This is a genomic window from uncultured Bacteroides sp., assembly GCF_910578895.1.
In the GTDB taxonomy this organism is placed as follows: domain Bacteria; phylum Bacteroidota; class Bacteroidia; order Bacteroidales; family Bacteroidaceae; genus Bacteroides.
The window spans coordinates 1-23,248 of record NZ_CAJTSC010000036.1 but is presented as its reverse complement, the minus strand read 5'-3'; the positions used below and the strand labels follow the sequence as shown (position 1 = coordinate 23,248).

Sequence of the window (23,248 nt, the reverse complement as noted above, 5' to 3'; positions counted from 1 at the left end):
TACGAAATTTGTCCGACAACAAAACAATAATGTAACTTTTCTAATATAACATATAGTAATACGTAAGTTATGGCAAACGACATGATGGTCAAAGAACTGGAGCAAGTGGTAGTCCGCTTCTCCGGAGACTCCGGCGACGGTATGCAGCTCGCCGGCAACATCTTTTCAACAGTTTCGGCTACGGTAGGTAATGACATCAGCACATTTCCCGATTATCCGGCAGACATCCGTGCCCCGCAAGGTTCGTTGACGGGCGTGTCCGGCTTCCAAGTACATATCGGCGCCAATAAAGTCTATACTCCCGGTGACAAATGCGATGTGCTGGTAGCAATGAATGCAGCCGCACTAAAGACACAATACAAGTTTGCCAAATCTACCGCATGTATTATCATTGATACGGACGCGTTCCAGCAATCGGATTTGGAGAAAGCTGCTTTCAAGACGGACAATCCTATCGAAGAAATGGGCATCAAGCAGGATGTCATCGCCGCTCCTATCTCCAAAATGGTGAAAGACTGCCTTGCCGACACGGGAATGGACAACAAATCCATGTTGAAATGCCGTAATATGTTTGCTGTGGGATTGGTATGCTGGCTGTTCAACCGTGACCTGACGATAGCCGAAGACTTCATCCGTGAGAAATTCGCCAAGAAGCCCGAGATAGCGGAAGCCAACATCAAGGTGATCCGTGCCGGATACGACTACGGACACAACACACACGCATCTGCCGCACACACTTACAAGATTGAAAGTAAGGTGAAGACACCCGGGCGCTATATGGACATCACGGGCAACAAGGCTACGGCATACGGTTTCATCGCCGCTGCCGAGAAAGCGGGTTTAAAGCTTTATTTGGGTTCTTACCCCATTACCCCCGCCACCGACGTGCTGCACGAACTCTCCAAGCATAAGTCACTGGGCGTAATGACCGTGCAGTGCGAAGACGAGATTTCCGGTTGCGCCTCTGCCGTTGGAGCCTCCTTTGCAGGAGCACTTGCCGTTACTTCCACTTCCGGACCAGGCATCTGCCTGAAGTCGGAAGCCATGAACCTGGCAGTCATCATGGAGCTGCCGCTGGTAGTGCTCGATGTACAGCGCGGCGGTCCGGCAACAGGTCTGCCCACCAAATCCGAACAGACCGACCTACTGCAAGTACTCTTCGGACGCAACGGCGAAAGCCCCATGCCCGTACTTGCCGCCACCTCGCCGACAGATTGCTTTGAATGCGCCTATATGGCGTCCAAAATAGCTTTGGAGCACATGACTCCCGTCGTACTGCTCACCGATGCTTTCGTTGCCAACGGTTCGGCAGCATGGAAACTGCCCAAACTTGCCGAATATCCCACTATCGTGCCGCCATACGTACGTCCCGAAATGCAAGGCTCATGGACACCCTACCAACGTGACGAAAAGAGCGGCAGCCGCTATTGGGCTGTTCCCGGAACGGAGGGGTTCACCCATATTCTCGGCGGACTGGAGAAAGACAATAAGACAGGTGCTATCTCCACCGATCCTGAGAACCACGACCTGATGACCCGCCTGCGTGCCGAAAAGATTGCCAAAATCGAAGTGCCCGATGTGGAAGTGGAAGGCGACAAAGACGATGCCGAACTGCTGATTGTTGGCTTCGGCGGTACTTACGGTCACTTGCATGCCGCTATGGACGAGCTTCGCGCTACCGGCAAGAAAGCAGCCCTCGCCCACTTCAAGTTCATCAACCCGCTGCCCAAGAACACGGCGGAAGTGATGAAACGCTACAAGAAGGTAGTAGTGGCGGAACAGAACATGGGACAGTTTGCCGGATACCTGCGCATGAAAGTAGACGGCTTCGTACCCTATCAGTTCAACCAAGTAAAAGGCCAGCCTTTCCTGGTAAACGAGTTAGTACAAGCATTTGAGGAGATTATCAAAAACTAAAAACGAAAAGAACTATGTGCGAATATACAGCAAAAGACTTCAAAAAAGGGCAACCCCGCTGGTGTCCGGGTTGCGGCGACCACTTTTTCCTCGCATCCCTGCATAAGGCAATGGCAGAAATCGGCGTACCGCCTCATCAGACGGCAGTTATCTCAGGCATCGGCTGTTCCAGCCGTCTGCCCCACTATATGAATACGTATGGCATGAACACCATTCACGGACGTGCCGCAGCCATTGCCACTGGTTGCAAAGTTGCCAATCCGGAACTTGCCGTATGGCAAGTAAGCGGTGACGGTGACGGGCTCGCCATCGGCGGCAATCACTTTATCCATGCCAACCGCCGTAACATCAACCTGAACATGATTCTGCTGAACAACCGCATCTACGGTTTGACGAAAGGGCAATACTCTCCCACCTCTCCCCGCGGTTTCGTCAGCAAGTCATCCCCTTACGGTACGGTAGAAGACCCGTTCCATCCGGCAGAACTCTGTTTCGGCGCACGCGGACATTTCTTTGCCCGCGCCGTAGCCACAGATGCAGCCGGCACGGTGGAAATCCTGAAAGCCGCCTATAACCATAAAGGCGCCAGCGTATGCGAAATTCTCCAGAACTGTGTCATCTTCAACAACGGCACACACGACTCCGTAGCCAAGAAAGAAGACCGTGCCAAGAATGCTATCTATCTGGAGCACGGCAAACCGATGCTCTTCGGCGAGAACAACGAATACGGACTGATGCAGGAAGGTTTCGGACTGAAAGTAGTGAAGCTTGGTGAGAACGGCATTACGGAAAAGGACATCCTCGTCCACGATGCTCATTGCAAGGACAACACCCTGCAACTGAAGCTTGCCCTGATGGAGGGTCCCGACTTCCCGATTGCTCTCGGTGTAATCCGCGATGTAGAAGCTCCGACTTACGATGATGCCGTACATGCGCAAATCGAAGAAGTGTCCTCCAAGAAGAAATACCATAACTTCGAGGAATTGCTGATGACAAACGACACTTGGAAGGTAAAGTGACACAATAACCTCCCGTCCCCCGAGCAGATAGAATGAGATTCTGCTTTCTCTTAGGCACGGATTACACGGACAGCACAGTTTTTTTCTTTTACCAACTTGTGTAATCCGTGTAATCTGTGCCTAATTTATACCATCATGATTATCCTTTTCCGCTCTGGTTCAATCCCTTTCTCGCAGCAGACCACCGCACCCGAAACTTTTTTCTGTTTTTTTGTACAGCGCGTGTAACAAAAGCTGTCCTCCTCGTGTCTACCTTACAGAATGCGCATCAAAAACAGATTATAAACAACTCAAGTCAAACAGACAGAAAACATGAAAAAGATTATAGCAATATGCCTGCTGTTCGCAGCAATACAATCAACTTGGGCAATCAACGCAAAACAAGTGTTCAACGAATTCAAGGAGGCCAGAAATGCCGAATACATTTCCGTTCCACGCTTCCTGATAAAACTGGGACAAGTATTTGTTAATAAAGATAAGGATGAAGAAGAAGGCAGTGCCGAAATGAAACGACTGATGCACAGTGTCCACTCAATAAAAGTACTCGACCTGGAAAAATGCAGCAACAGCGTAAAACAGAAGTTCACGAAGCGTATCAATGCTCTCAATACCGAACAATACGAAACCCTGGTACGCGTCAATGATGAAGACGACAAAGTAAAAATACTGGTTCGCGAAGAGAAGGAAACCATCAAAGAACTGCTCATTGTATGCAGCGGTGCCGAAGATTGCGTGCTGATACAATTCAAAGGCGACTTCAAGGAGAGCGACATCGACGCATTAGTGAAACAAGCGGAAAACAAAGGAAAAAAATGAATGCCGATGAATTCAAACAGACTTTCCTACCCCTGCACAGACGCTTGTACCGAGCCGCATACGCATTGTTGGGAAACGCCCAAGATGCCGAAGACATGGTACAGGAGACGTACCTGAAACTATGGAACAGACGCAACGAACTGGATATCCGCTCCAATATTCCCGCCTACTGCGTGGCGACCGTGCGCAACCTCTGCTTCAGCCTGATGCAAACCAAACGTTACCAGTCGGAAGAACAGTTACCCGAACGTACCGAATTGAGCGAAAACGACAACCCGGAACAGCAACTGGAAAAACGTGACGAACAGGCACAACTCAAAGCGCTCATCACCAGGTTACCCCCACAGCAACGCAAAGTATTGTGGCTGCGCGATGTCAACGAATGTTCGTTCGAAGAGATAGAACATGCCACCGGGCTGAATGCCGTAAACATACGTGTCACCCTCTCGAGGGCACGCCAAAGAATCAGAGAACAATTCAACCGTATAACCGGAAAGGAATAGAACAATGAAAACAGAAGAACTGAAAATACTACTGGAACGCTACTATCGGGGTGAAACCACCCTGCCGGAAGAACAACAACTGAAAACCTTCTTCCTGCAAAACGATGTGCCGGAAAGGTTGAAAGCCGACCGCGAAACCTTTCTTTTCCTTTCCGCCCTGTCACGGCAGGAAGAGCCTCTGCCTGCGGGGCTGGAAGAACGTCTCTCGGAAAACATCAGCCGGTGGGAAGCGGATGGCATGCGGCAAACACGCCTGAAAATAAACAAGCCTACGCCTCGCATGGCAAGATGGTACACGGGCATAGCCGCCGCACTGCTCATTGCCGCCGGTGCCGGACTGTACATACAGAAGTCTGCCGACCAGCCGCACGATACATTCGACAACCCGCAACTGGCGTATGCAGAAGCACAACGCGCCCTGCAACTATTCGCCACGGCCTTGAACAAAGGACAAAATCATATCTCAAAGGCCGAAAGCCGGACTCTCCGGATAAGGGAACAGCTGGAAAAATGCCGCAACGCACTTGCCGACAATCCTCAGACTATAAACAATGACATTAAAAAAACGAACTGATTATGAAAAAAGTATTCATCACATGGATAATCGTCCTGCTGGCAAGCACAGGACTGTACGCACAAGAGAGTTTCTTCGATAAATTTGCGGACCGCAAGGGAGTCACCTCCGTCTATATCTCCAAGAAAATGTTCGGCATGATGAAGAACATCAACAACGGAAACATCAACCTTGCCAACGTAGCCGACAAGATAAACAGCCTGCAAATCCTCTCGTGCGAAAACAAGGCTGTGGCTAACGAACTTCGCAAGGAAACCGCCCACATCAATCACAAAAACGGCTATGAGGAACTGATGCGTATCAGGGAAGAGGGAGAACGCATCACCATCTATACCAAAGAAGGGACAAAGGAGAACGAGTATGTGTTGCTGGTCGATGAACCGAATGAGTTCGTCATCATCCTGCTCAACGGCCAGCTCACCTTAAAAGAACTCCAAGGGGTAATAAACCATTAACCTGCAAGCGTCAAAGTTTGTCCCCGAAAGCCAAGTCTCCGGCATCGCCCAGTCCCGGAACGATATAAGAGTGTTCGTTCATGTCCGGGTCGATGGCTCCACACCACAAAGAGACCTCATCACCGGGGAATACCCGCTGCAAATGTTCCACTCCCTGCCTGCTGGCAATGACACAGGCTATCTGCAACTTGGCAGGCGTGCCTTTCGTGAGAAAAGCTTTCCAGGCAAGTTCCATGCTCTCGCCCGTGGCAAGCATCGGATCAACCAGCAATAACGTCTTACCGGAAAGGTCGGGAGTGGCAATATACTCGATATGTACATCTACCGTACGGCACTCTTTGTCCTTATAATACCGGTAGGCAGACACGAAAGCATTGCCCGCACGGTCGAATACATTCAAGAAACCGGTGTGCAACGGCAGTCCGGCACGAAAGACGGTGGCGACCACCACATCATCATCGAAAGTGCTGACAGGCGCTATTCCCAACGGTGTCTGCACCTGCTTTTCGGAATAGGTCAGTTCCTTACTCATTTCATACGCCATGATTTCACCGATGCGTTCGATGTTCCGGCGGAAGCGCATACGGTCGGACTGCACTTGCACGTCGCGTATCTCCGCCATGTACTGATTCAAGACCGAGTTAGTCTCGGCAAAGTCGATAACTCTCATTATTATATTATCAGGTTAAATAAGTATTAGTCATTCTGTATAAACGGGTACGCATAACTACCTCATACTGCCTGTCATTCTTGGCTCCGTTCTGAACGGAAGACGGCAGTAAGACAATCACTCATTAGCATTTACATCCATTTCTCATAGAAAACACAGATGCAAAGTAAGCGATTTCCACTCAATTTGCAACATGCAGTTTGCAGATATTGTTACGGTTTTATAAAAGACATCCCATTAGGGAAAAATTTCTCTAATGGGATGTCTCTTTTAAAATAAAGTATTACTTTTGTAACCGCAAAAACAAGGGCTTATTGAAACGTGCGTTTTTCCCATCCGTTCATCACCCTTGCAGAAAGAGTACGAAAAGAGATTATAAACCAAATACCAAATTTAAAAATCTTAAAAGAAATGGCAAATTTAGATTTAAGCAAGTACGGTATCGTAGACGTGAAGGAAGTACTTCACAATCCGTCTTACGATGTATTGTTCGCTGAAGAGACCAAACCCGAGCTGGAAGGCTTTGAAAAAGGTCAAGTGACTGAACTGGGTGCTGTGAACGTAATGACAGGTATCTATACCGGACGTTCTCCTAAAGATAAATTCTTTGTAATGAACGAAGCCAGCAAGGATTCTGTATGGTGGACTTCCGAAGAATACAAAAACGACAACAAACCTTGCTCGGAAGAGGCTTGGGCCGACCTGAAAGCTAAAGCTGTGAACCAGCTGAGCGGCAAGCGTCTGTTCGTTGTAGATACTTTCTGTGGTGCCAACCCCGCTACTCGCATGAAAGTGCGTTTCATCATGGAAGTGGCATGGCAGGCTCACTTCGTAACCAACATGTTCATCCGCCCCACAGCTGAAGAACTTGCAAACTACGGCGAACCCGACTTCGTATGCTTCAACGCATCCAAAGCTAAGGTTGACAACTACAAGGAACTGGGTCTGAACTCTGAAACAGCTACCGTATTCAACCTGAAGACCAACGAACAGGTTATCCTGAACACTTGGTACGGCGGTGAAATGAAGAAGGGTATGTTCTCTATCATGAACTACAAGAACCCGTTGCGCGGTATCGCATCCATGCACTGCTCTGCCAACACTAACATGGAAGGTACTGACTCTGCTATCTTCTTCGGTCTGTCCGGTACAGGTAAGACTACCTTGTCTACCGACCCGAAACGTCTGCTGATCGGTGACGACGAACACGGATGGGATGACGAAGGTGTATTCAACTACGAAGGCGGTTGCTACGCTAAAGTTATCAACTTGGACAAAGAAAGCGAACCCGATATCTACGCTGCTATCAAGAAAGACGCCCTGTTGGAGAACGTAACAGTTGCTGCTGACGGCAAGATTGACTTCGCAGATAAGAGCGTGACTGAAAACACTCGTGTTTCTTATCCTATCTACCACATCAACAACATCGTTAAGCCGGTTTCCAAAGGTCCTCACGCTCATCAGGTAATCTTCCTGTCTGCCGATGCCTTCGGCGTATTGCCTCCGGTATCTATCCTGAACCCGGAACAAGCTCAGTACTACTTCCTGTCCGGTTTCACTGCTAAGTTGGCAGGTACTGAACGTGGTATCACTGAACCGACTCCGACATTCTCTGCTTGCTTCGGTGCTGCTTTCTTGAGCCTGCATCCTACTAAATATGCAGAAGAACTGGTTAAGAAGATGGAAAAAGTAGGTGCTAAAGCATACTTGGTTAACACCGGTTGGAACGGTACCGGCAAGCGTATCTCCATCAAAGATACCCGTGGTATCATCGACGCTATCCTCGACGGTTCTATCGACAAGGCTCCGACGAAGGTTATTCCTTTCTTCGACTTCGTTGTTCCGACAGAGTTGCCGGGTGTTGATCCGAAAATCCTCGATCCCCGCGACACTTACGAATGTGCTTGCAAGTGGGAAGAAAAAGCAAAAGACTTGGCTGGACGTTTCATCAAGAACTTCGCTAAGTTCACCGGTAACGAAGCTGGCAAGGCTTTGGTTGCTGCAGGTCCGAAACTCTAATAGAAACGGATTATATATATTTAAGGCGGCTTCCGTGCTCGGAAGCCGCCTTTTTTGTTAGATTTGCGCAAGACAATTACTAACAGAATACAGCGTATGAAGAGTTTAAAGTTTATGTTGGCAGGCGCCTGCCTACTGATGCTGTCCGGTTGCGGACCGCAGGCACAAAAAACAAGTGAAAACACAGTAACGGAGAAAAGCCGTCCGGAAGCGGTAATAGAGACAATCATGTCACGCCGAAGCATCCGCAAGTACAAACCGGAAGCGGTGAACCGGGACACGATGAAGGTGATTGTAGAATGCGGCATCAACGCCCCCAACGGACAGAACAAACAATCCTGGGCAGTGCGCATAGTAGACAACCCCGAGTTCCTGAACGGAGTAAGCGAGATATTCAAACAGAAAAACCCGAAAGCGGCAGAAGCCCCCGGTTTCAAAAACATGTTCCGCAATGCGCCTACAGTGGCATTCATCGGTAACGACACCTCATACGACTGTTCACAAATAGACTGCGGACTGCTGGGCGAGAACATGATATTGGCTGCCTGGTCCATGGGAATAGGCTCCTGTTGCCTGGCAAGCCCCACACGCTTTATGACCGACACGCCCGAAACTGCCGAATACATCAAAAAGTTGGACTTCCCCGAAGGCTACAAGTTGCTTTACTGCATCGCTTTCGGCTATCCGGATGAAGCGCCTGCCGCCAAACCCAGAGATACGGCAAAAGTGAAATACATCGATTGAAGGGCGCCATAAAGGAACTTACCAAAGACCGGCCCTATAATCAAAGAAGAGGGTATATCGAAACAACTTACCCACTATCTTTTAAACGCAGATGACACAGATAATGCGGATTTTTTACTTATCCGCATCATCTGTGTCATCTGCATCCAAGAAGCGTGATTATGTAAGCTTTTCATGCTTTCGACACATCCGCTTCTTGCATATAACAACCAAACTTGTAAAATCAGTTCTTGTTTGCGCGCTTGCGCTCTATCTCGTCAAGGATAACCTTACGCATGCGCATGGACTTAGGCGTCACCTCCACATATTCGTCTCCCTTGATATATTCCAACGCCTCTTCCAAGGAGAACTGCACCGGCGGAATCAGACGCGCCTTCTCGTCGGAACCGGAAGCACGCATATTGGTCAGCTTCTTCGACTTCGTCACATTAATCACCAAATCGTTGTCGTGAGAATGCTCGCCCACTACCTGACCTGCATAAACCTCGTCTTGCGGGAAGATGAAGAACTTGCCGCGGTCCTGCAACTTGTCGATGGCATAGGCAAAAGCCGTACCGCTCTCCATAGCAATCATGGAACCGTTGGTGCGGCGTTCTATCTCACCCTTGTAAGGCTGGTATTCCTTAAAGCGGTGCGCCATGATAGCCTCACCGGCAGAGGCAGTCAGCACATTCGTGCGCAGGCCGATGATACCGCGCGACGGCATATTGAACTCGAGGTTCACACGCTCGCCGGCACTCTCCATTTTCACCATTTCACCCTTGCGGCGGGTCACCATATCAATAATCTTGCTGGCATACTCTTCGGGGACATTCACCGTAAGTTCCTCGATAGGCTCGTGCTTCACACCGTCTATCTCCTTGAAAATCACCTGCGGCTGTCCTACCTGCAACTCGTATCCCTCACGGCGCATCGTCTCGACCAATACGGAAAGATGAAGCACGCCACGACCGGACACCACCCATTTCCCGTCTTCCTCGCTCTTACGCACGCGGAGCGCAAGGTTCTTATCCAACTCCTTCATCAGACGGTCGTGGATATGGCGGGAAGTAACGAACTTGCCTTCCTTGCCGAAGAACGGAGAGTCGTTGATGGTGAACAACATGCTCATGGTCGGCTCGTCGATGGCGATGGGCGCCAACGCTTCGGGATTTTCGTAATCGCAGATTGTATCTCCGATTTCGAACCCTTCGATACCCACCAGCGCGCAGATGTCACCGGAAGAGACCTCCGTCACCTTCACACGGCCCATACCCTCGAACGTATGCAGTTCTTTGATTTTCGATTTGACAATGGAACCGTCGCGCTTTGCCAAGGAGACGTTCATGCCCTCCTTTAAAGTGCCGCGATGCACACGGCCCACGGCGATACGACCCGTATAAGAGGAGTAGTCCAACGAAGTCACCAACATCTGCGGCGTGCCCTCCAGCTGCGTAGGAGCAGGAATATTTTCCAGAATGCAGTCCAGCAACGGATAAATGTTGTCCGTCGGCGCCTGCCAGTCCGTGCTCATCCAGTTGTTCTTTGCCGAACCGTAGATGACGGGGAAGTCCAGCTGGTCTTCCGAAGCCTCCAGGCTGAACATCAGGTCGAACACCATTTCATAAACCTCTTCGGGACGGCAGTTGGGCTTATCCACCTTGTTGACAACCACGATAGGCTTCAATCCTATCTGCAACGCCTTCTGCAACACGAAACGGGTCTGCGGCATCGGACCCTCGAAAGCGTCCACCAACAGAATACATCCGTCCGCCATGTTCAGCACACGTTCCACCTCACCGCCGAAGTCACTGTGTCCCGGAGTATCGATAATATTAATCTTAGTGTCCTTATAATTGATAGAAACGTTTTTGGAAAGGATTGTTATACCCCGCTCGCGTTCCAAATCATTGTTATCCAACATTAATTCACCTGTGCTCTGGTTGCTGCGGAAGAGGTTTCCCGCCAGAAGCATCTTATCGACAAGTGTCGTCTTCCCATGGTCGACATGGGCAATAATTGCAATGTTTCTAATATTTTGCATACAATACCTATTATTTTCGGTCGGCAAAGGTACGAATTTTACACTACATACATCACAGAGAAAAGATTTTTTTACTGAATATCATTGCGATATAAAAGATAATGCCTATCTTTGCACGCTCGAAAGAGAAAAGCATTATCAACTTTTTAATTAAACATTATGTATTTAGACGCTGCTAAAAAGCAAGAAATCTTCGGCAAATACGGAAAGTCTAACACTGATACTGGCTCAGCTGAGGCCCAGATAGCATTGTTTTCATACCGTATTGCTCATCTGACTGAGCACATGAAGCTCAACAGAAAGGATTATAGTACAGAAAGAGCCTTGACAATGTTGGTAGGTAAGCGCCGTGCGCTGTTGAACTACCTGAAAGACCGCGATATCAACCGCTATCGTGCCATTGTTCAGGAACTCGGCTTGCGTAAGTAATTCACTTGCGGTAAACCTATTAAAACGGGGTGACTCTTCCATTGAAAAGTCACCCCGTTTTGCTTTTCAGCCCCTCCATCCCACTTCCCTTCCGAGCGGGAAAGCAGGGATACGCCGCCATCACCCGATGCCCCGCCTGCCGCAACAACCCTTCACAGCACATTCCTTTTCCCGGCAAACCTCTCTCATGCCTATAGTGAAAACAATTACGGGAATGCGTCGAAACGATGAATGCCCTATCAAAAGCCTTTTAATTTGAACCCCACATCCGCATCATCCGGACTCCCTTTTACACGCATCCCGTCTTGCCACGGCAGGATTGTATATTCCTGCCGGAACAGAACGCTTCATTTTGTCTTTTTGTCATTCTGCCCATGTTTCTGACAATTTGCATTTCCCGTTGCCGCAGAATCGGCTATTTCCGTCCTTACGTGCTGCCGGCGGGAAAAAACGGAACGGAAAACATTTATCTTCCATACAGCCAGCGCAATAGCGAAATATTTACAAATAAACCAGCGGGAAAGAGCGCCGGAAATGCCACGTGCGGGCACCCCGTTTCACGGATATTGACGTCCGTGGCGAGGGACATTAACATCGCTCGCGATAGACATTAATGTCTGTCATGAGCGGCATTAATGTCTATCACGACAGATGTTAATGTCTGTCGACAGAAACACTTGCATCCAGCATGAGAAACACCTGCATCCAACGGCGGGAACGCCCGGTTTCTGCATAAACAGCGTATATCCATCGGGAAATGAAGCATATCTATCCGCACTTTATGCAGCATGTTCCTGTTTCGGCAGAAAGCGGCAAGAAGGGGAGTAAGCAAAAAAGCTGTTTTGCCGCCTTTTTGCCATAAAGCGAACGGATGGCACTTCACTTTGCACCCGTGCAAACAGCCGGAACCGGTTCGTTTCCGGCGTCTGCCCGATTACCTGCACGGGTACAGCTTTTCCATTTACAGGAGCTGGAGAGAGTTAGAAGGAGTTATCACCCTTCGGGCTGAAGAGTCAAGCCGATAATCCTGTTGATATATAGCGATACTACCGATGTCCAACCTCCTTTGCCTCCTTCCAACTCCCTCCAGCTCCTGTAAATGGAAAAGCCCTGTTGGCGGGACTATTTCTTCTTTGGAAAAGATTGATTTGATTTATATTTTGTTTACTTTTGCGGTTCACCAATATTAAATAATAAACAAATTGATTAGCCGACACCGTCTGTCATCCAATTACAAGTAACATGCTGTTCAATTCTTTTGAGTTCCTGATATTTCTGCCGATAGCATTCATGCTCTATTGGTTCGTGTTCAAGCCGCTGCGTTGGCAAAACCTGTTTATAGTGGCGGCAAGCTACACCTTCTACGGTTGGTGGGACTGGCGTTTCCTTCTCCTCATAGCATTCACCACGCTCTGCAGCTTTGCCGGCGGCCTGCTTCTGGAACGGCTGGAAGGGCAACGCACCAGGCAAAAGTGGGTCAGTGCCGCAAACATCATCCTCAACCTGCTCATCCTCTGCATCTTCAAGTATTTCAACTTCTTCGGGGAGAACCTCGCCCAACTGTTCCGTCTCTTCGGCATGGAACCGGATTGGGTGACGGTAGACATACTGCTGCCGGTGGGCATCAGTTTCTACACCTTCCAGGCACTGAGCTACACGATTGATGTGTACCGGCATAAACTGAAGCCCACGCACGATGCGGTGGCTTTCTTCGCCTTCATCAGCTTCTTCCCCCAACTGGTGGCGGGTCCCATCGAGCGTGCCACCAACCTGCTGCCGCAATTCCTCGCACCACGCAGCTTCCACTACGGCAAGGCGGCAGACGGAATGCGGCAGATATTGTGGGGATTGTTCAAGAAAATGGTGGTGGCGGACAACTGCGCCGCCGCCGTCAACATCATCTTCGACGACTATCAGACACTGGGCGGCACGCACCTGTTTGTGGGTGCGTTCTTCTTCACCTTCCAGATATACGGCGATTTCTCGGGATATTCGGACATCGCCATCGGCACGGCGCGCCTGTTCGGCATCGACCTGATGCGCAACTTCAATTTCCCCTATTTCTCGAGAGACATCGCCGAGTTCTGGCGCCGCTGGCACATATCGCTCACCACCTGGTTCCGCGACTACATCTACATCCCGCTGGGCGGAAGCCGGTGCGGCAAGTGGAAGGCGATGCGCAACACGCTGATTATATTCCTTGTCAGCGGCTTCTGGCACGGCGCCAACTGGACGTTCATCTGCTGGGGAGCCTATCATGCCGTGTTGTTCCTGCCATTGCTCGTTATGGGCAAGAACCGCAGAAACACGGATGTGGCGGCGCAGGGACGCCTGCTCCCCACGATAAAGGAAGCGTGCCGGATGTGCGCCACTTTTCTGCTGGTCGTCATCGGCTGGATTATCTTCCGTGCGGAGAGCATCCGCCAGGCATGGGACTATATAGCGTGCATGATAACGAAGTTCGACTTCGTTCTTCCCGCACACGGCAAAGACCCGCTTATCTATATCGGCATACTGCTGGTGATAGAATGGCTGCAACGTGAGAAGCAGTTCGGGCTGCAGATAGCGGAGAAAGGCATTTTCCGCCACCGGGCTGTCCGCTGGGCGCTTTATTACATCTTGTTTGTAACTACCCTCCTGCTGGCAGGCAGCCAGGAAGAGTTTATCTATTTCCAATTCTAAGAGTATAATACAAGTATTAACAATGAACAACCTTATAGAGTGTATCAAAACCCAAACGGGCTATCACCTTGCCCTGTCATTCAGAGCGAAGCGAAGTATCTCTCCCCCTTAAAAAAAACGGCAGTATCTTTAAAAGCAGCCGGTTTCTTCTTCTTTATATATAAGGAAAGGGGATTCTTCGCTTTGCTCTGAACGACAAATATAAACCAACTTTAAACGTTTACTTATCTATTCACAATGAAGAAGTTCCTGATACATATCTGCCTGTTCTCATCGGTGCTGATTATATTGAGCATCGGTTTTGAGATGATGTTGCGGCAAATCCCAAATTCTTATAAGTTCAAACAGGAGATTACAGAGAAGCACGGCAATGAAATCAAGAACCTGATTATAGGCAGTTCGGTCACAAATTGCAGTCTCAATCCCGCATACTTTGCCGACAGCACGTACAACCTGTCACTTTCCGGGCAATGGCTACGCTACAACCAAGTGTTGCTGGAAAGGTATATCGAAAGGCTTCCCCGGCTGCAAAACGTGATTTGGGGAATATCCTACCAGACGTTGTGGATTGACGATTGCATCAGCCAGGACAAAACCAGCGTGACCTACCACAAAATCTATATGGATATCGACAGGCACAAGGACTTGCTTTACAATATCGAGCTAATCGGAACAGGCTCCATTTCTTTCAGAAAATGGTCGAAATACTATATGCTGCATAAAAGGACGATGGCATGCGATTCTTTGGGATTGGACCATAGTTTCGACTCGGCCGAAAGAAGCGGCGACTGGCTGCAAGACATCCCGCAAGACGCAAAAGGGCACTCGGTATCTGAAGGAGAGAGGGCGGAACAAACATTCGCCGAGAATGTCCGACGCCTGAACGAGGCGGCAGGACTGTGCCGGGACAAGGGTATCAAGCTCTATTTTGTTATCCCGCCGGTTCACAAACTGTATTACGAGTCTGCCAATCCGGCACAGGTCGAACAGATGCATGCCGCATTACAAGAAATAGCCGCAACCTGGAGCAATGTCCGCGTATACAGCTATTTCAATGACAGCCGCTTCACTGACGATGACTTCCACAGCGGCAACCACCTCTCCTCCGACATCGGCGCCCCGAAATTCACGCGCCTGCTGCGGCAAGACATGGCACGTGCCGACAGCCTGCAAGCGGAATAAGCCCCATGCGGCAAGCAAAGCCTATCCCGATGTCCTGCAATCCGGGCGAAATGGAAGAAGCGTGAGCAAAAACAAACTTTTTCCTTGCAGAATGTTGCACCAAGTAAAAGAATGTCTTATTTTTGCAACCTACAGTTATTAATCATAACCTTTTGAACAGAAATACTATCAAATTATGGATACAAGTAAGATTGTAGGAGAAAAAATCAAGTCGCTCCGCGAAAGCCAGTCCATCAGCATGGAAGAGTTGGCACAACGTTCGGGTCTCGCCATCGAACAGATTGAACGTATTGAGAATAACATCGACCTGCCATCGCTGGCGCCGCTTATCAAGATAGCCCGCGTGCTGGGCGTACGCCTCGGCACATTCCTCGACGGCCAGGACGAGAACGGTCCCGTGGTATGCCGCAAGGCGGAAGCAACGGACAGCATCAGCTTCTCCAACAACGCCATCCACTCGCGCAAGCACATGGAGTATCACTCGCTCTCCAAATCGAAAGCAGACCGACACATGGAGCCGTTCATCATCGATGTAGCTCCTACGGACGACAACGATTTCGTGCTCTCCTCGCACGAAGGCGAAGAGTTCATCCTGGTTATGGAGGGAACAATGGAAATCAGCTACGGCAAGAACACGTATCTTCTTGAAGAGGGAGACAGCATCTACTACGACTCCATCGTACCACACCACGTGCATGCCTACAAGGGACAGGCGGCAAAGATACTGGCAGTAATCTATACACCTATTTAATAATAAGAAGGAGTTATCGGGAGTTAAAAGCCAATAGTCCGACTTGTGCAAACAAATCTGGAAACAACCCACTGGCAGGTAAACCCATAAAAGAAGTATCGGCTTATAACTCCCAGGCCTGCTTCAGCAGGCGACAACTCCCGATAACTCCTTATAACTCCCTTTAAAAGAACATTATGCTATACGAAAGAACGCTTGGCCAATGGCTGGAGCATTGGGCCGCAAATACACCTGACAAAGAATACATCGTTTACTCCGACCGCAACTTGCGCTTCACCTGGAGCCAGTTCAACCGCCGGGTGGACGACATGGCAAAAGGGCTTATCGCCATCGGCGTGGAACGGGGAACGCACGTGGGCATCTGGGCGGCAAACGTACCGGACTGGCTGACATTGCTGTATGCCTGCGCCAAGATAGGCGCCGTCTACGTAACGGTAAACACCAACTACAAACAAGCCGAACTGGAATACCTGTGCGAGAACTCGGACATGCACACGCTCTGCATCGTCAACGGCGAGAAAGACAGCGACTTCGTGCAGATGACCTACACCATGCTGCCGGAACTGAAGAACTGCCAGCGCGGACATCTGAAGAGCGAACGTTTTCCGCACATGAAGAACGTCATCTACGTGGGGCAGGAGAAGCATCGGGGAATGTACAACACCTCCGAAATACTGCTTTTAGGCAACAACGTGGAAGACGCCCGTCTCGATGAACTGAAAAGCCGGGTAAGCTGCCACGATGTGGTAAACATGCAGTACACCTCGGGTACCACCGGATTTCCGAAAGGCGTGATGCTCACCCACTACAACATCACCAACAACGGCTTCCTCACCGGCGAACACATGAAGTTCACTGCCGACGACAAGCTCTGCTGCTGCGTGCCTCTGTTCCACTGCTTCGGCGTGGTGCTCGCCACGATGAACTGCCTGACGCACGGCTGCACGCAGGTGATGGTGGAACGCTTCAACCCGCTCGTAGTGTTGGCATCCATTCACAAAGAGCGATGCACCGCACTCTACGGCGTGCCCACGATGTTTATTGCCGAGCTGCACCATCCCATGTTCGAAATGTTCGACATGTCCAGCCTGCGCACGGGCATCATGGCAGGTTCGCTCTGTCCCGTCGAACTGATGAAGCAGGTAGAGGAGAAGATGTACATGAAGGTGACCAGCGTATACGGACTGACGGAAGCCGCGCCCGGCATGACCGCCACCCGGATTGAAGACTCGTTCGATGTGCGCTGCAACACCGTGGGACGCGACTTTGAGCATACCGAAGTAAAGGTTATCGACCCTGAGACCGGCGAGGAATGTCCCGTAGGCGTGCAAGGCGAAATGTGCAACCGAGGCTACAACACCATGAAGGGGTACTACAAGAACCCGCAAGCCACCGCCGAAGTCATCGACAAGGATGGCTTCCTGCATTCCGGAGACTTGGGCGTAAAGGACGAGGATGGCAATTACCGCATCACCGGACGCATCAAGGACATGATTATCCGTGGTGGCGAGAACATCTACCCGCGCGAAATCGAGGAATTCCTCTATCAACTGGAAGGCGTCAAGGATGTGCAGGTGGCAGGCATCCCCTCCAAGAAATACGGAGAAGCGGTCGGCGCGTTCATCATCCTGCACGAAGGAGCGGACCTGCACGAGTCAGACGTGCGCGACTTCTGCATCGGCAAGATTTCCCGTTACAAAATACCCAAATATATCTTCTTCGTGAAAGAGTTCCCGATGACGGGAAGCGGCAAGATACAGAAGTTCAAGCTGAAGGACGTGGGGCTGCAACTTTGTAAGGAGCAAGGAATAGAGATTATATAACATCAGCGGCCTGCTCATCCTCCTGATTGGCTTTACGCTAATCGGAAGATGCAGCAGGCCGCTGAATGCTTTCTTAAAGAAACACAGAATCGAAGAGCCGTGCCGACCCACCGGTTTCCGCCATCCTAATCCTTTTCAGGATAGCGCATATTCTCCTCTTTCATCTGTTCCAACACCTCATGCAGGTATTTGGCAGACTCCCATTTCGCCATAGGCAGGTCGTGGAGCAGGTAGTTGCCGCAATCCTGCGGGGCGGCACCGGGCACTTCGCCCTCGTATCCGGCAACAAAGCGGAAAGTGTCCTGCATCAGAGTCACGATGTCTTGCGGCTGCAGGTCGCCCTTCATCAGCAGGTAGTTGCCGGTAAGGCAGCCCATGGGTCCCCAATAAACAATCTTGTCCTGCCATTGCGGGTCGTTGCGCAGGTAGGTTGCGGCAAGATGCTCGATGGTGTGCAGGGCACCCTGTCCCAAAGCCGGCTCGCGGTTGGGTTCTTTCATACGGATGTCGAAAGTCGTGATGACTTCTCCATTTACTTCATCCTTGCGCGATACGTAGATGCCGCGCAGCAGACGGATGTGGTCGATAGTGAAACTGGGAATTTTTTTCATTTACGGATTATGAATTTTAAATTATGAATTTACAGGCTACAGGGTAACGGGCAGGGTGGAAAGGAAAGTCCATGTTGTACGGAAAGAACGCTCCGCCATCGTGCCCCAGAAGTCGGCATACTGCGCGGCATGGTCGTCCACGCCCGGCGTATCACTGATGATACGGAAACTGAGGAAAGGAACGGCATGCAGGTAGCAGGCCTGTGCAATGGCAGCGGACTCCATATCCACGGCAAGTCCCTCGGGAAAGCGTTGTTTGATGACGTCCAACTCGGCACGGTTGGTTATGAATTGGTCGCCCGTGCAGAGCAGCCCGCCATGAATGCGGTTCTCCAGCCCGGCACCGTTCAGCGACAAGGCATGTTCCAGCAACGGGGCACAACCTTTGTAGACGGCAGGAAAGCCTTGCACCTGACCGTACCGGTTGCCCTCGCCGCACCACACATCGTGATACACCAAAGAACCGCTTACCACCACATCCGTCACCTTCAGGCAGGCATCAATGCCGCCCGCCACACCGGTACTGATGACACAGTCCGGAGAGAAACGGCGTATCAGTTGCGTAGCACCCACTGCCGCGCTCACCTTGCCGATGCCGCATTGCGTAAGCACCACACGGTTATTGCCGAGTACTCCCTCCACATAACGGAAATTGCCGTCGTCCGTCACCTTCTTTTCCTGCAAGCGCTCCACCAACTGGCGGTGCTCGCTATCCATTGCGCTGATAACACCGATTTTCATCTATTTTGAATTATGAATTTGATACTTTACAGTATGATTTCAGAGTATGATTTTGAAATATGGTTTTCCAGGGAGACAAAGGTACGATATTTCAGCAGATTTATCTATCCGGCTGGTGTATAAATCAATATTTATATATAAGTTTGTCGCCAAATTCATGTTTCAAAATCATACTCTGAAACCATACTTTAAATTCATAATTCAAAATCAATGAAGAAGTATCTCCCCGACTTGATTGCCATGCTGGCATTCGTCCTCATCTCTTTCGCCTACTTCTTTCCGGCGGACATGGAAGGACGCATCCTGTTCCAACACGATACGGCTGCCGGTGCCGGTGCCGGACAAGAAGCCAAAGCCTACTACGAGCAGACGGGTGAACGGACCCGTTGGACGAACTCCCTGTTCGGCGGAATGCCGACCTACCAGATAGCACCGTCTTACGATTCTACCATGCCGCTGCAATGGGCGCAGAAAGCATACCAACTGTTTCTGCCCTCGTACGTCAACCTGACGTTCATCCTGATGCTGGGTTTCTACATCCTGCTGCGCGCGTTCGGCATACCGGCATGGCTGGCAGGCCTGGGCGGCATTATATGGGCGTTCTCGTCCTATTTCTTCATCCTGATTTCGGCGGGACACATCTGGAAGTTCATCACTCTTGCCTACGTGCCGCCCACTATAGCGGGCATCGTACTTGCCTATCGGGGCAGGCTGCTGGCAGGCGGTGTCCTGACAGCGTTCTTCCTCGCCCTGCAAATCATGTCGAACCACGTACAGATGTCCTACTACTTCCTGTTCGTCATCCTGTTTATCACAGGCGCCTATTTTGAGGAAGCACGGCGCAATAAGACGCTGCCCCAATTCTTCAAGGCAAGCGCCGTACTCTTGGTTGCCGCCCTTATCGGCGTAGCCGCCAATCTCTCCAACCTCTACCACACCTATACCTACAGCAAAGAGACCATGCGCGGCAAGAGCGAACTGGTGCAGACCGGGGATGCCGCCAAGCAGACCAGCAGCGGATTGGACCGCGACTACATCACCCAATGGAGCTACGGCATAGGCGAAACGCTTACCCTGCTCGTGCCCAACTTCAAAGGCGGGGCTTCCGTCCCCCTCAGCCAAAGCGAGACGGCTATGGAGAAAGCCAACCCCATGTATGGCGGGTTGTACAGCCAGCTGACCCAATACTTCGGCGACCAACCCATGACCTCGGGTCCTGTATACGTGGGCGCATTCGTCCTCTTCCTTTTCATATTGGGATACTTCATCCTGAAAGGTCCCCTGAAATGGGCATTGGCAGGAGCCACCCTCTTCTCCATCGCATTGGCATGGGGCAAGAACTTCATGCCGCTGACAGACTTCTTCATTGACTACATACCGATGTACAGTAAGTTCCGCGCCGTATCGTCCATACTTGTCATCGCCGAATTTACCATACCCCTGCTGGCTGTCTTCACGCTGAAACGCGTGCTCGACGAACCCGACATTCTCCGTAGGGGAAAGAAAGCCGTGGGCATCAGCCTGCTGCTTACCGCCGGCATCGCCCTGCTGCTGGCAGTGGCTCCGGGCATGTTCAGTTCCACTTTCGTACCGGCACAAGAGGCACAGATGTTGCAAAATGCCGTCAGCCAAAAGATGATACCTGCCGAAGAACTTCCCGGCATCCTCGCCAACCTTTCCGAAATGCGTGCCGCGCTTGTCAGTTCCGATGCCCTGCGCAGCTTCCTCATCATCGGCATCGGCTGTGCCTTGCTCTGGCTCTACGCAGCAGGCAAGTTGCGCCGGCCGCTGACCGTTGCAGGCATCGCCCTGCTCTGCCTGGCAGACATGTGGACAGTGAACAAACGATACCTGAACGATGAGCAGTTCGTACCCCGTTTCACACAGACCGCGACTTTCAACCAAAGCTCCGCCGACAAAGCAATCCTGGAGGACGAAAGCCCCGACTACCGCGTACTGAACTTTGCCACCAATACCTTCAACGAGAACAACACCTCTTACTGGCACAAGAACATCGGCGGTTACCATGCCGCCAAGTTGCGCCGCTACCAGGAGCTGATAGAACATCACATCTCCCCCGAAATGCAGGCAGCCTACCAGGCGATAGCCGCCACAGGCGGAGAGATGGGAAGCGTGGACGCCAACCTGTTCCGCGTGCTGAACATGCTGAACACGAAATACTTCATCTTCCCCGCCGGACAGCAAGGGCAGACCGTTCCCGTCCTCAACCCTTATGCCTACGGCAATGCCTGGTTTGTGAGAAACGTGCAATACGTAAACACCGCCAACGAAGAGATTGATGCGCTCCGGTCCGTTCTTCCCACCGAGACCGCCGTTGTCGACATCCGCTTCAAGGATGTATTGAAAGGAACCGCCGAAGCCCACAAAGACAGCCTTTCCACCATCCGCCTGACGAGTTACGAACCCAACCGCCTGGTATATGAAACGGAAAACACGGGAGACGGAATTGCCGTATTCTCCGAGATATACTATCCTGACGGCTGGCAAGCAACCATAGACGGACAGCCTGCCGGATTGGCACGTGCGGACTATGTATTGCGTACCCTATATGTCCCCGCCGGCAAGCACACCATCGAAATGCGTTTCGACCCCAAAAGCCTGCATGTGACGGAAGGCATTGCCTACGGGGCACTGGCGCTGCTGGTTATCGGGACAGCCGCCATCCTATTGATGGCACGGAAGAAATACGCGGCATAAGATTATGCCTGCCGGACAGTACGGAAAAGGGAGTGTGGTGAAAATTCTCGTCGGCACACTTCCTTTTTCTCTTCTCAAAACAAGGATATGATATAAAACCTTAAGTCTATGACATAATACTGCAAATCCGGCTCATGCCGAACGCCTATTTTTGTGCCAAACAATAATAAACACAGTACACATGAAAAAGACAATCCTCATTTCGTGCTTTGCCTTAGGATGCATATCCCTATTTGCACAAAAGAAAACACCGCAAGTATCCATGATTGCAGAATGCTCCAATATCCGTTCGGACCGCCGCCCCATCCCCGTAGGATACTACGACGAAAAGGCGCAGAAAACATTTGTCTGCTGGATGACCGCCAACAGCCATCCTGCCGTGAAGGCTTTCGACCACACCAACCGGCAATGGAGCGATACGAAAATCGTGGCGCAGTCTCCTTTTGCCGACAAGCACAATTATCCCGGCATCCTGCGGGGCAAGGACGACCGCATCTATATGTTCTACGGCTGCCACAACTCCACCATGAAAATGGCGGTGTCTCCCCGACCCAACAGCATTGAAGGCGATTGGGAAGACCGTTTCATACCGGAAGCGGAACGTGCTTCCTACCCCGCTCCGGTACTGACCGACGACAATGTCTTCTACGTATTCTACCGGGACACACGCCGTACAAACAAATATTCAGACGACCGCCCCTATCAGTTTGTGAAGTCTGCGGACAACGGCAAGACATGGACCCGCCAGATGGTCATCGACCCTTATCCCAGAGCCACCGACAACATGATGGAAGTGTACAACGGGCAGGTATCTTACCAGCCCAACATCGGGAAGAAAGGAAGAATTCATCTGGCATGGACCATTTGCGGAGAAAAATTAGGCAAGCATGCCCACGCCACGTACGGACGCAACGTGTATTATGCCTATCTCGATTTAAGCGATGACCACATGTACAACATCGAAGGGAAGGACCTGGGCACCACTATCGACCACCTCGAATCCGACAAATACTGCCTGGTATTGGAGACTCCCATCCCTGAAAGAGGACATTCCGCCGGCTTGCAGGTATCCGTGCATTACCGCGACAACGGCTATCCGGTCATCCACCACCAGTATCCGCAAGAACGGGGCGGACAGATTGCCACCTGGAACGGCAGCAGCTGGCACCACACCGGTTTCCCGGCACAGGGAGAACCCCGCAGCATTGAAAAGCTGGGCGCCGACCGGTTCCGTTTCTACTCCACTATGGGCAAAGGAGTGGTCACTTTCATTACAAACGACGGAGGGATGACAGTAGAAAAAGAAACGGAAATAGAAACACCGCACTCTCTCTCACGCTGCTATGTCATAGACAATGCCCGTCCGGAACTGAAATTGCTGTTGTTCTCCAATCCTGTCAAAGGGATACCCGAACGGTTGTCCGTTGGAAACCGCCATGTATATGTGGTGAATGATGTGTTTTGAGCAGTAGAGCATATTAAAATCAAAAGAGAGTGTGCCGAAATACCTCAAATGCACCAATCACCCCTGCCATAGATATCTGTGACAGGGGTGATTTGGTTAATAAGAG

General features: G+C 50.8%; 19 protein-coding genes. 15 read left to right on the top strand and 4 right to left on the bottom strand.

The genetic code is table 11. From position 1 onward, the window contains the following. The first annotated feature begins 69 nt into the window (after positions 1-69). The 6 genes from QZ327_RS10000 (at position 70) to QZ327_RS09975 (ending at position 5,284) form a co-directional block, all read left to right on the top strand. Positions 70-1,917: a 2-oxoacid:acceptor oxidoreductase subunit alpha gene (locus QZ327_RS10000; protein ID WP_294618909.1), complete on the top strand. Its 1,848-nt coding sequence runs from the start codon at positions 70-72 to the stop codon at positions 1,915-1,917. A gap of 14 nt (positions 1,918-1,931) precedes the next feature. Continuing rightward, positions 1,932-2,936, top strand: coding sequence for a 2-oxoacid:ferredoxin oxidoreductase subunit beta (locus QZ327_RS09995; protein ID WP_294618908.1), 1,005 nt, complete (start codon positions 1,932-1,934; stop codon positions 2,934-2,936). 312 nt (positions 2,937-3,248) lie between these two features. Beyond that, the gene (locus QZ327_RS09990) at positions 3,249-3,752 is read left to right on the top strand and encodes a DUF4252 domain-containing protein (protein ID WP_294618907.1); all 504 of its coding nucleotides are present in this window, start codon (positions 3,249-3,251) and stop codon (positions 3,750-3,752) included. Then, a complete protein-coding gene (locus tag QZ327_RS09985) occupies positions 3,749-4,255 on the top strand; it encodes a sigma-70 family RNA polymerase sigma factor (RefSeq protein WP_294618906.1) in 507 nt (168 codons plus the stop codon). Before QZ327_RS09990 ends, QZ327_RS09985 begins: the two co-directional genes overlap by 4 nt. Before the next feature lie 4 nt (positions 4,256-4,259). Next, positions 4,260-4,829, top strand: a complete 570-nt coding sequence (locus QZ327_RS09980) for a hypothetical protein (protein ID WP_294618905.1) — start codon at positions 4,260-4,262, stop codon at positions 4,827-4,829. 2 nt (positions 4,830-4,831) lie between these two features. Next, complete coding sequence (locus QZ327_RS09975; RefSeq protein ID WP_294618904.1) at positions 4,832-5,284, top strand: DUF4252 domain-containing protein; 453 nt, start codon at positions 4,832-4,834, stop codon at positions 5,282-5,284. Between the two features lie 10 nt (positions 5,285-5,294). Here QZ327_RS09975 and upp read toward each other — a convergent pair whose 3' ends face one another. Further along, entirely contained in the window at positions 5,295-5,954 is a 660-nt protein-coding gene (gene upp, locus QZ327_RS09970; protein WP_294618903.1) for a uracil phosphoribosyltransferase, read from the bottom strand. A 411-nt stretch (positions 5,955-6,365) separates the two neighbouring features. Between upp and pckA the strand changes: the two genes are divergently transcribed. Continuing rightward, positions 6,366-7,973 (top strand): phosphoenolpyruvate carboxykinase (ATP), encoded by a 1,608-nt coding sequence (gene pckA, locus QZ327_RS09965; RefSeq protein ID WP_294618902.1) that lies wholly within the window; start codon positions 6,366-6,368, stop codon positions 7,971-7,973. Between the two features lie 96 nt (positions 7,974-8,069). Further along, positions 8,070-8,717: a nitroreductase family protein gene (locus tag QZ327_RS09960; RefSeq protein WP_294618901.1), complete on the top strand. Its 648-nt coding sequence runs from the start codon at positions 8,070-8,072 to the stop codon at positions 8,715-8,717. 223 nt (positions 8,718-8,940) lie between these two features. Here QZ327_RS09960 and typA read toward each other — a convergent pair whose 3' ends face one another. Then, positions 8,941-10,740 (bottom strand): translational GTPase TypA, encoded by a 1,800-nt coding sequence (gene typA / locus QZ327_RS09955; RefSeq protein ID WP_294618900.1) that lies wholly within the window; start codon positions 10,738-10,740, stop codon positions 8,941-8,943. A 159-nt stretch (positions 10,741-10,899) separates the two neighbouring features. Between typA and rpsO the strand changes: the two genes are divergently transcribed. From rpsO to QZ327_RS09930, 5 genes are all read left to right on the top strand, one after another. Beyond that, complete coding sequence (gene rpsO / locus QZ327_RS09950) at positions 10,900-11,169, top strand: 30S ribosomal protein S15 (RefSeq protein WP_005655520.1); 270 nt, start codon at positions 10,900-10,902, stop codon at positions 11,167-11,169. A gap of 1,242 nt (positions 11,170-12,411) precedes the next feature. Next, positions 12,412-13,851 carry an MBOAT family O-acyltransferase gene (locus tag QZ327_RS09945; RefSeq protein WP_294618899.1) on the top strand — a complete coding sequence of 480 codons (1,440 nt, stop codon included), beginning with the start codon at positions 12,412-12,414 and terminating at the stop codon, positions 13,849-13,851. Between the two features lie 237 nt (positions 13,852-14,088). Then, complete coding sequence (locus QZ327_RS09940; RefSeq protein WP_294618898.1) at positions 14,089-15,033, top strand: hypothetical protein; 945 nt, start codon at positions 14,089-14,091, stop codon at positions 15,031-15,033. Between the two features lie 175 nt (positions 15,034-15,208). Then, entirely contained in the window at positions 15,209-15,784 is a 576-nt protein-coding gene (locus QZ327_RS09935) for an XRE family transcriptional regulator (RefSeq protein WP_294618897.1), read from the top strand. Positions 15,785-15,960: 176 nt separating this feature from the next. Next, a complete protein-coding gene (locus QZ327_RS09930) occupies positions 15,961-17,607 on the top strand; it encodes an AMP-binding protein (protein ID WP_294618896.1) in 1,647 nt (548 codons plus the stop codon). A gap of 125 nt (positions 17,608-17,732) precedes the next feature. Here the strand turns inward: QZ327_RS09930 and QZ327_RS09925 are convergent, their stop codons facing one another. Together QZ327_RS09925 and QZ327_RS09920 are read right to left on the bottom strand one after the other, a co-directional pair. Continuing rightward, positions 17,733-18,218 carry an S-ribosylhomocysteine lyase gene (locus QZ327_RS09925; protein WP_294618895.1) on the bottom strand — a complete coding sequence of 162 codons (486 nt, stop codon included), beginning with the start codon at positions 18,216-18,218 and terminating at the stop codon, positions 17,733-17,735. 36 nt (positions 18,219-18,254) lie between these two features. Further along, the gene (locus QZ327_RS09920) at positions 18,255-18,959 is read right to left on the bottom strand and encodes a 5'-methylthioadenosine/adenosylhomocysteine nucleosidase (protein WP_294618894.1); all 705 of its coding nucleotides are present in this window, start codon (positions 18,957-18,959) and stop codon (positions 18,255-18,257) included. A gap of 210 nt (positions 18,960-19,169) precedes the next feature. Here QZ327_RS09920 and QZ327_RS09915 point away from each other — a divergent pair, with 210 nt between their 5' ends. Then, positions 19,170-21,677, top strand: coding sequence for a YfhO family protein (locus QZ327_RS09915; protein ID WP_294618893.1), 2,508 nt, complete (start codon positions 19,170-19,172; stop codon positions 21,675-21,677). 181 nt (positions 21,678-21,858) lie between these two features. After that, complete coding sequence (locus tag QZ327_RS09910) at positions 21,859-23,142, top strand: BNR-4 repeat-containing protein (protein ID WP_294618892.1); 1,284 nt, start codon at positions 21,859-21,861, stop codon at positions 23,140-23,142. Positions 23,143-23,248 lie beyond the last annotated feature (106 nt).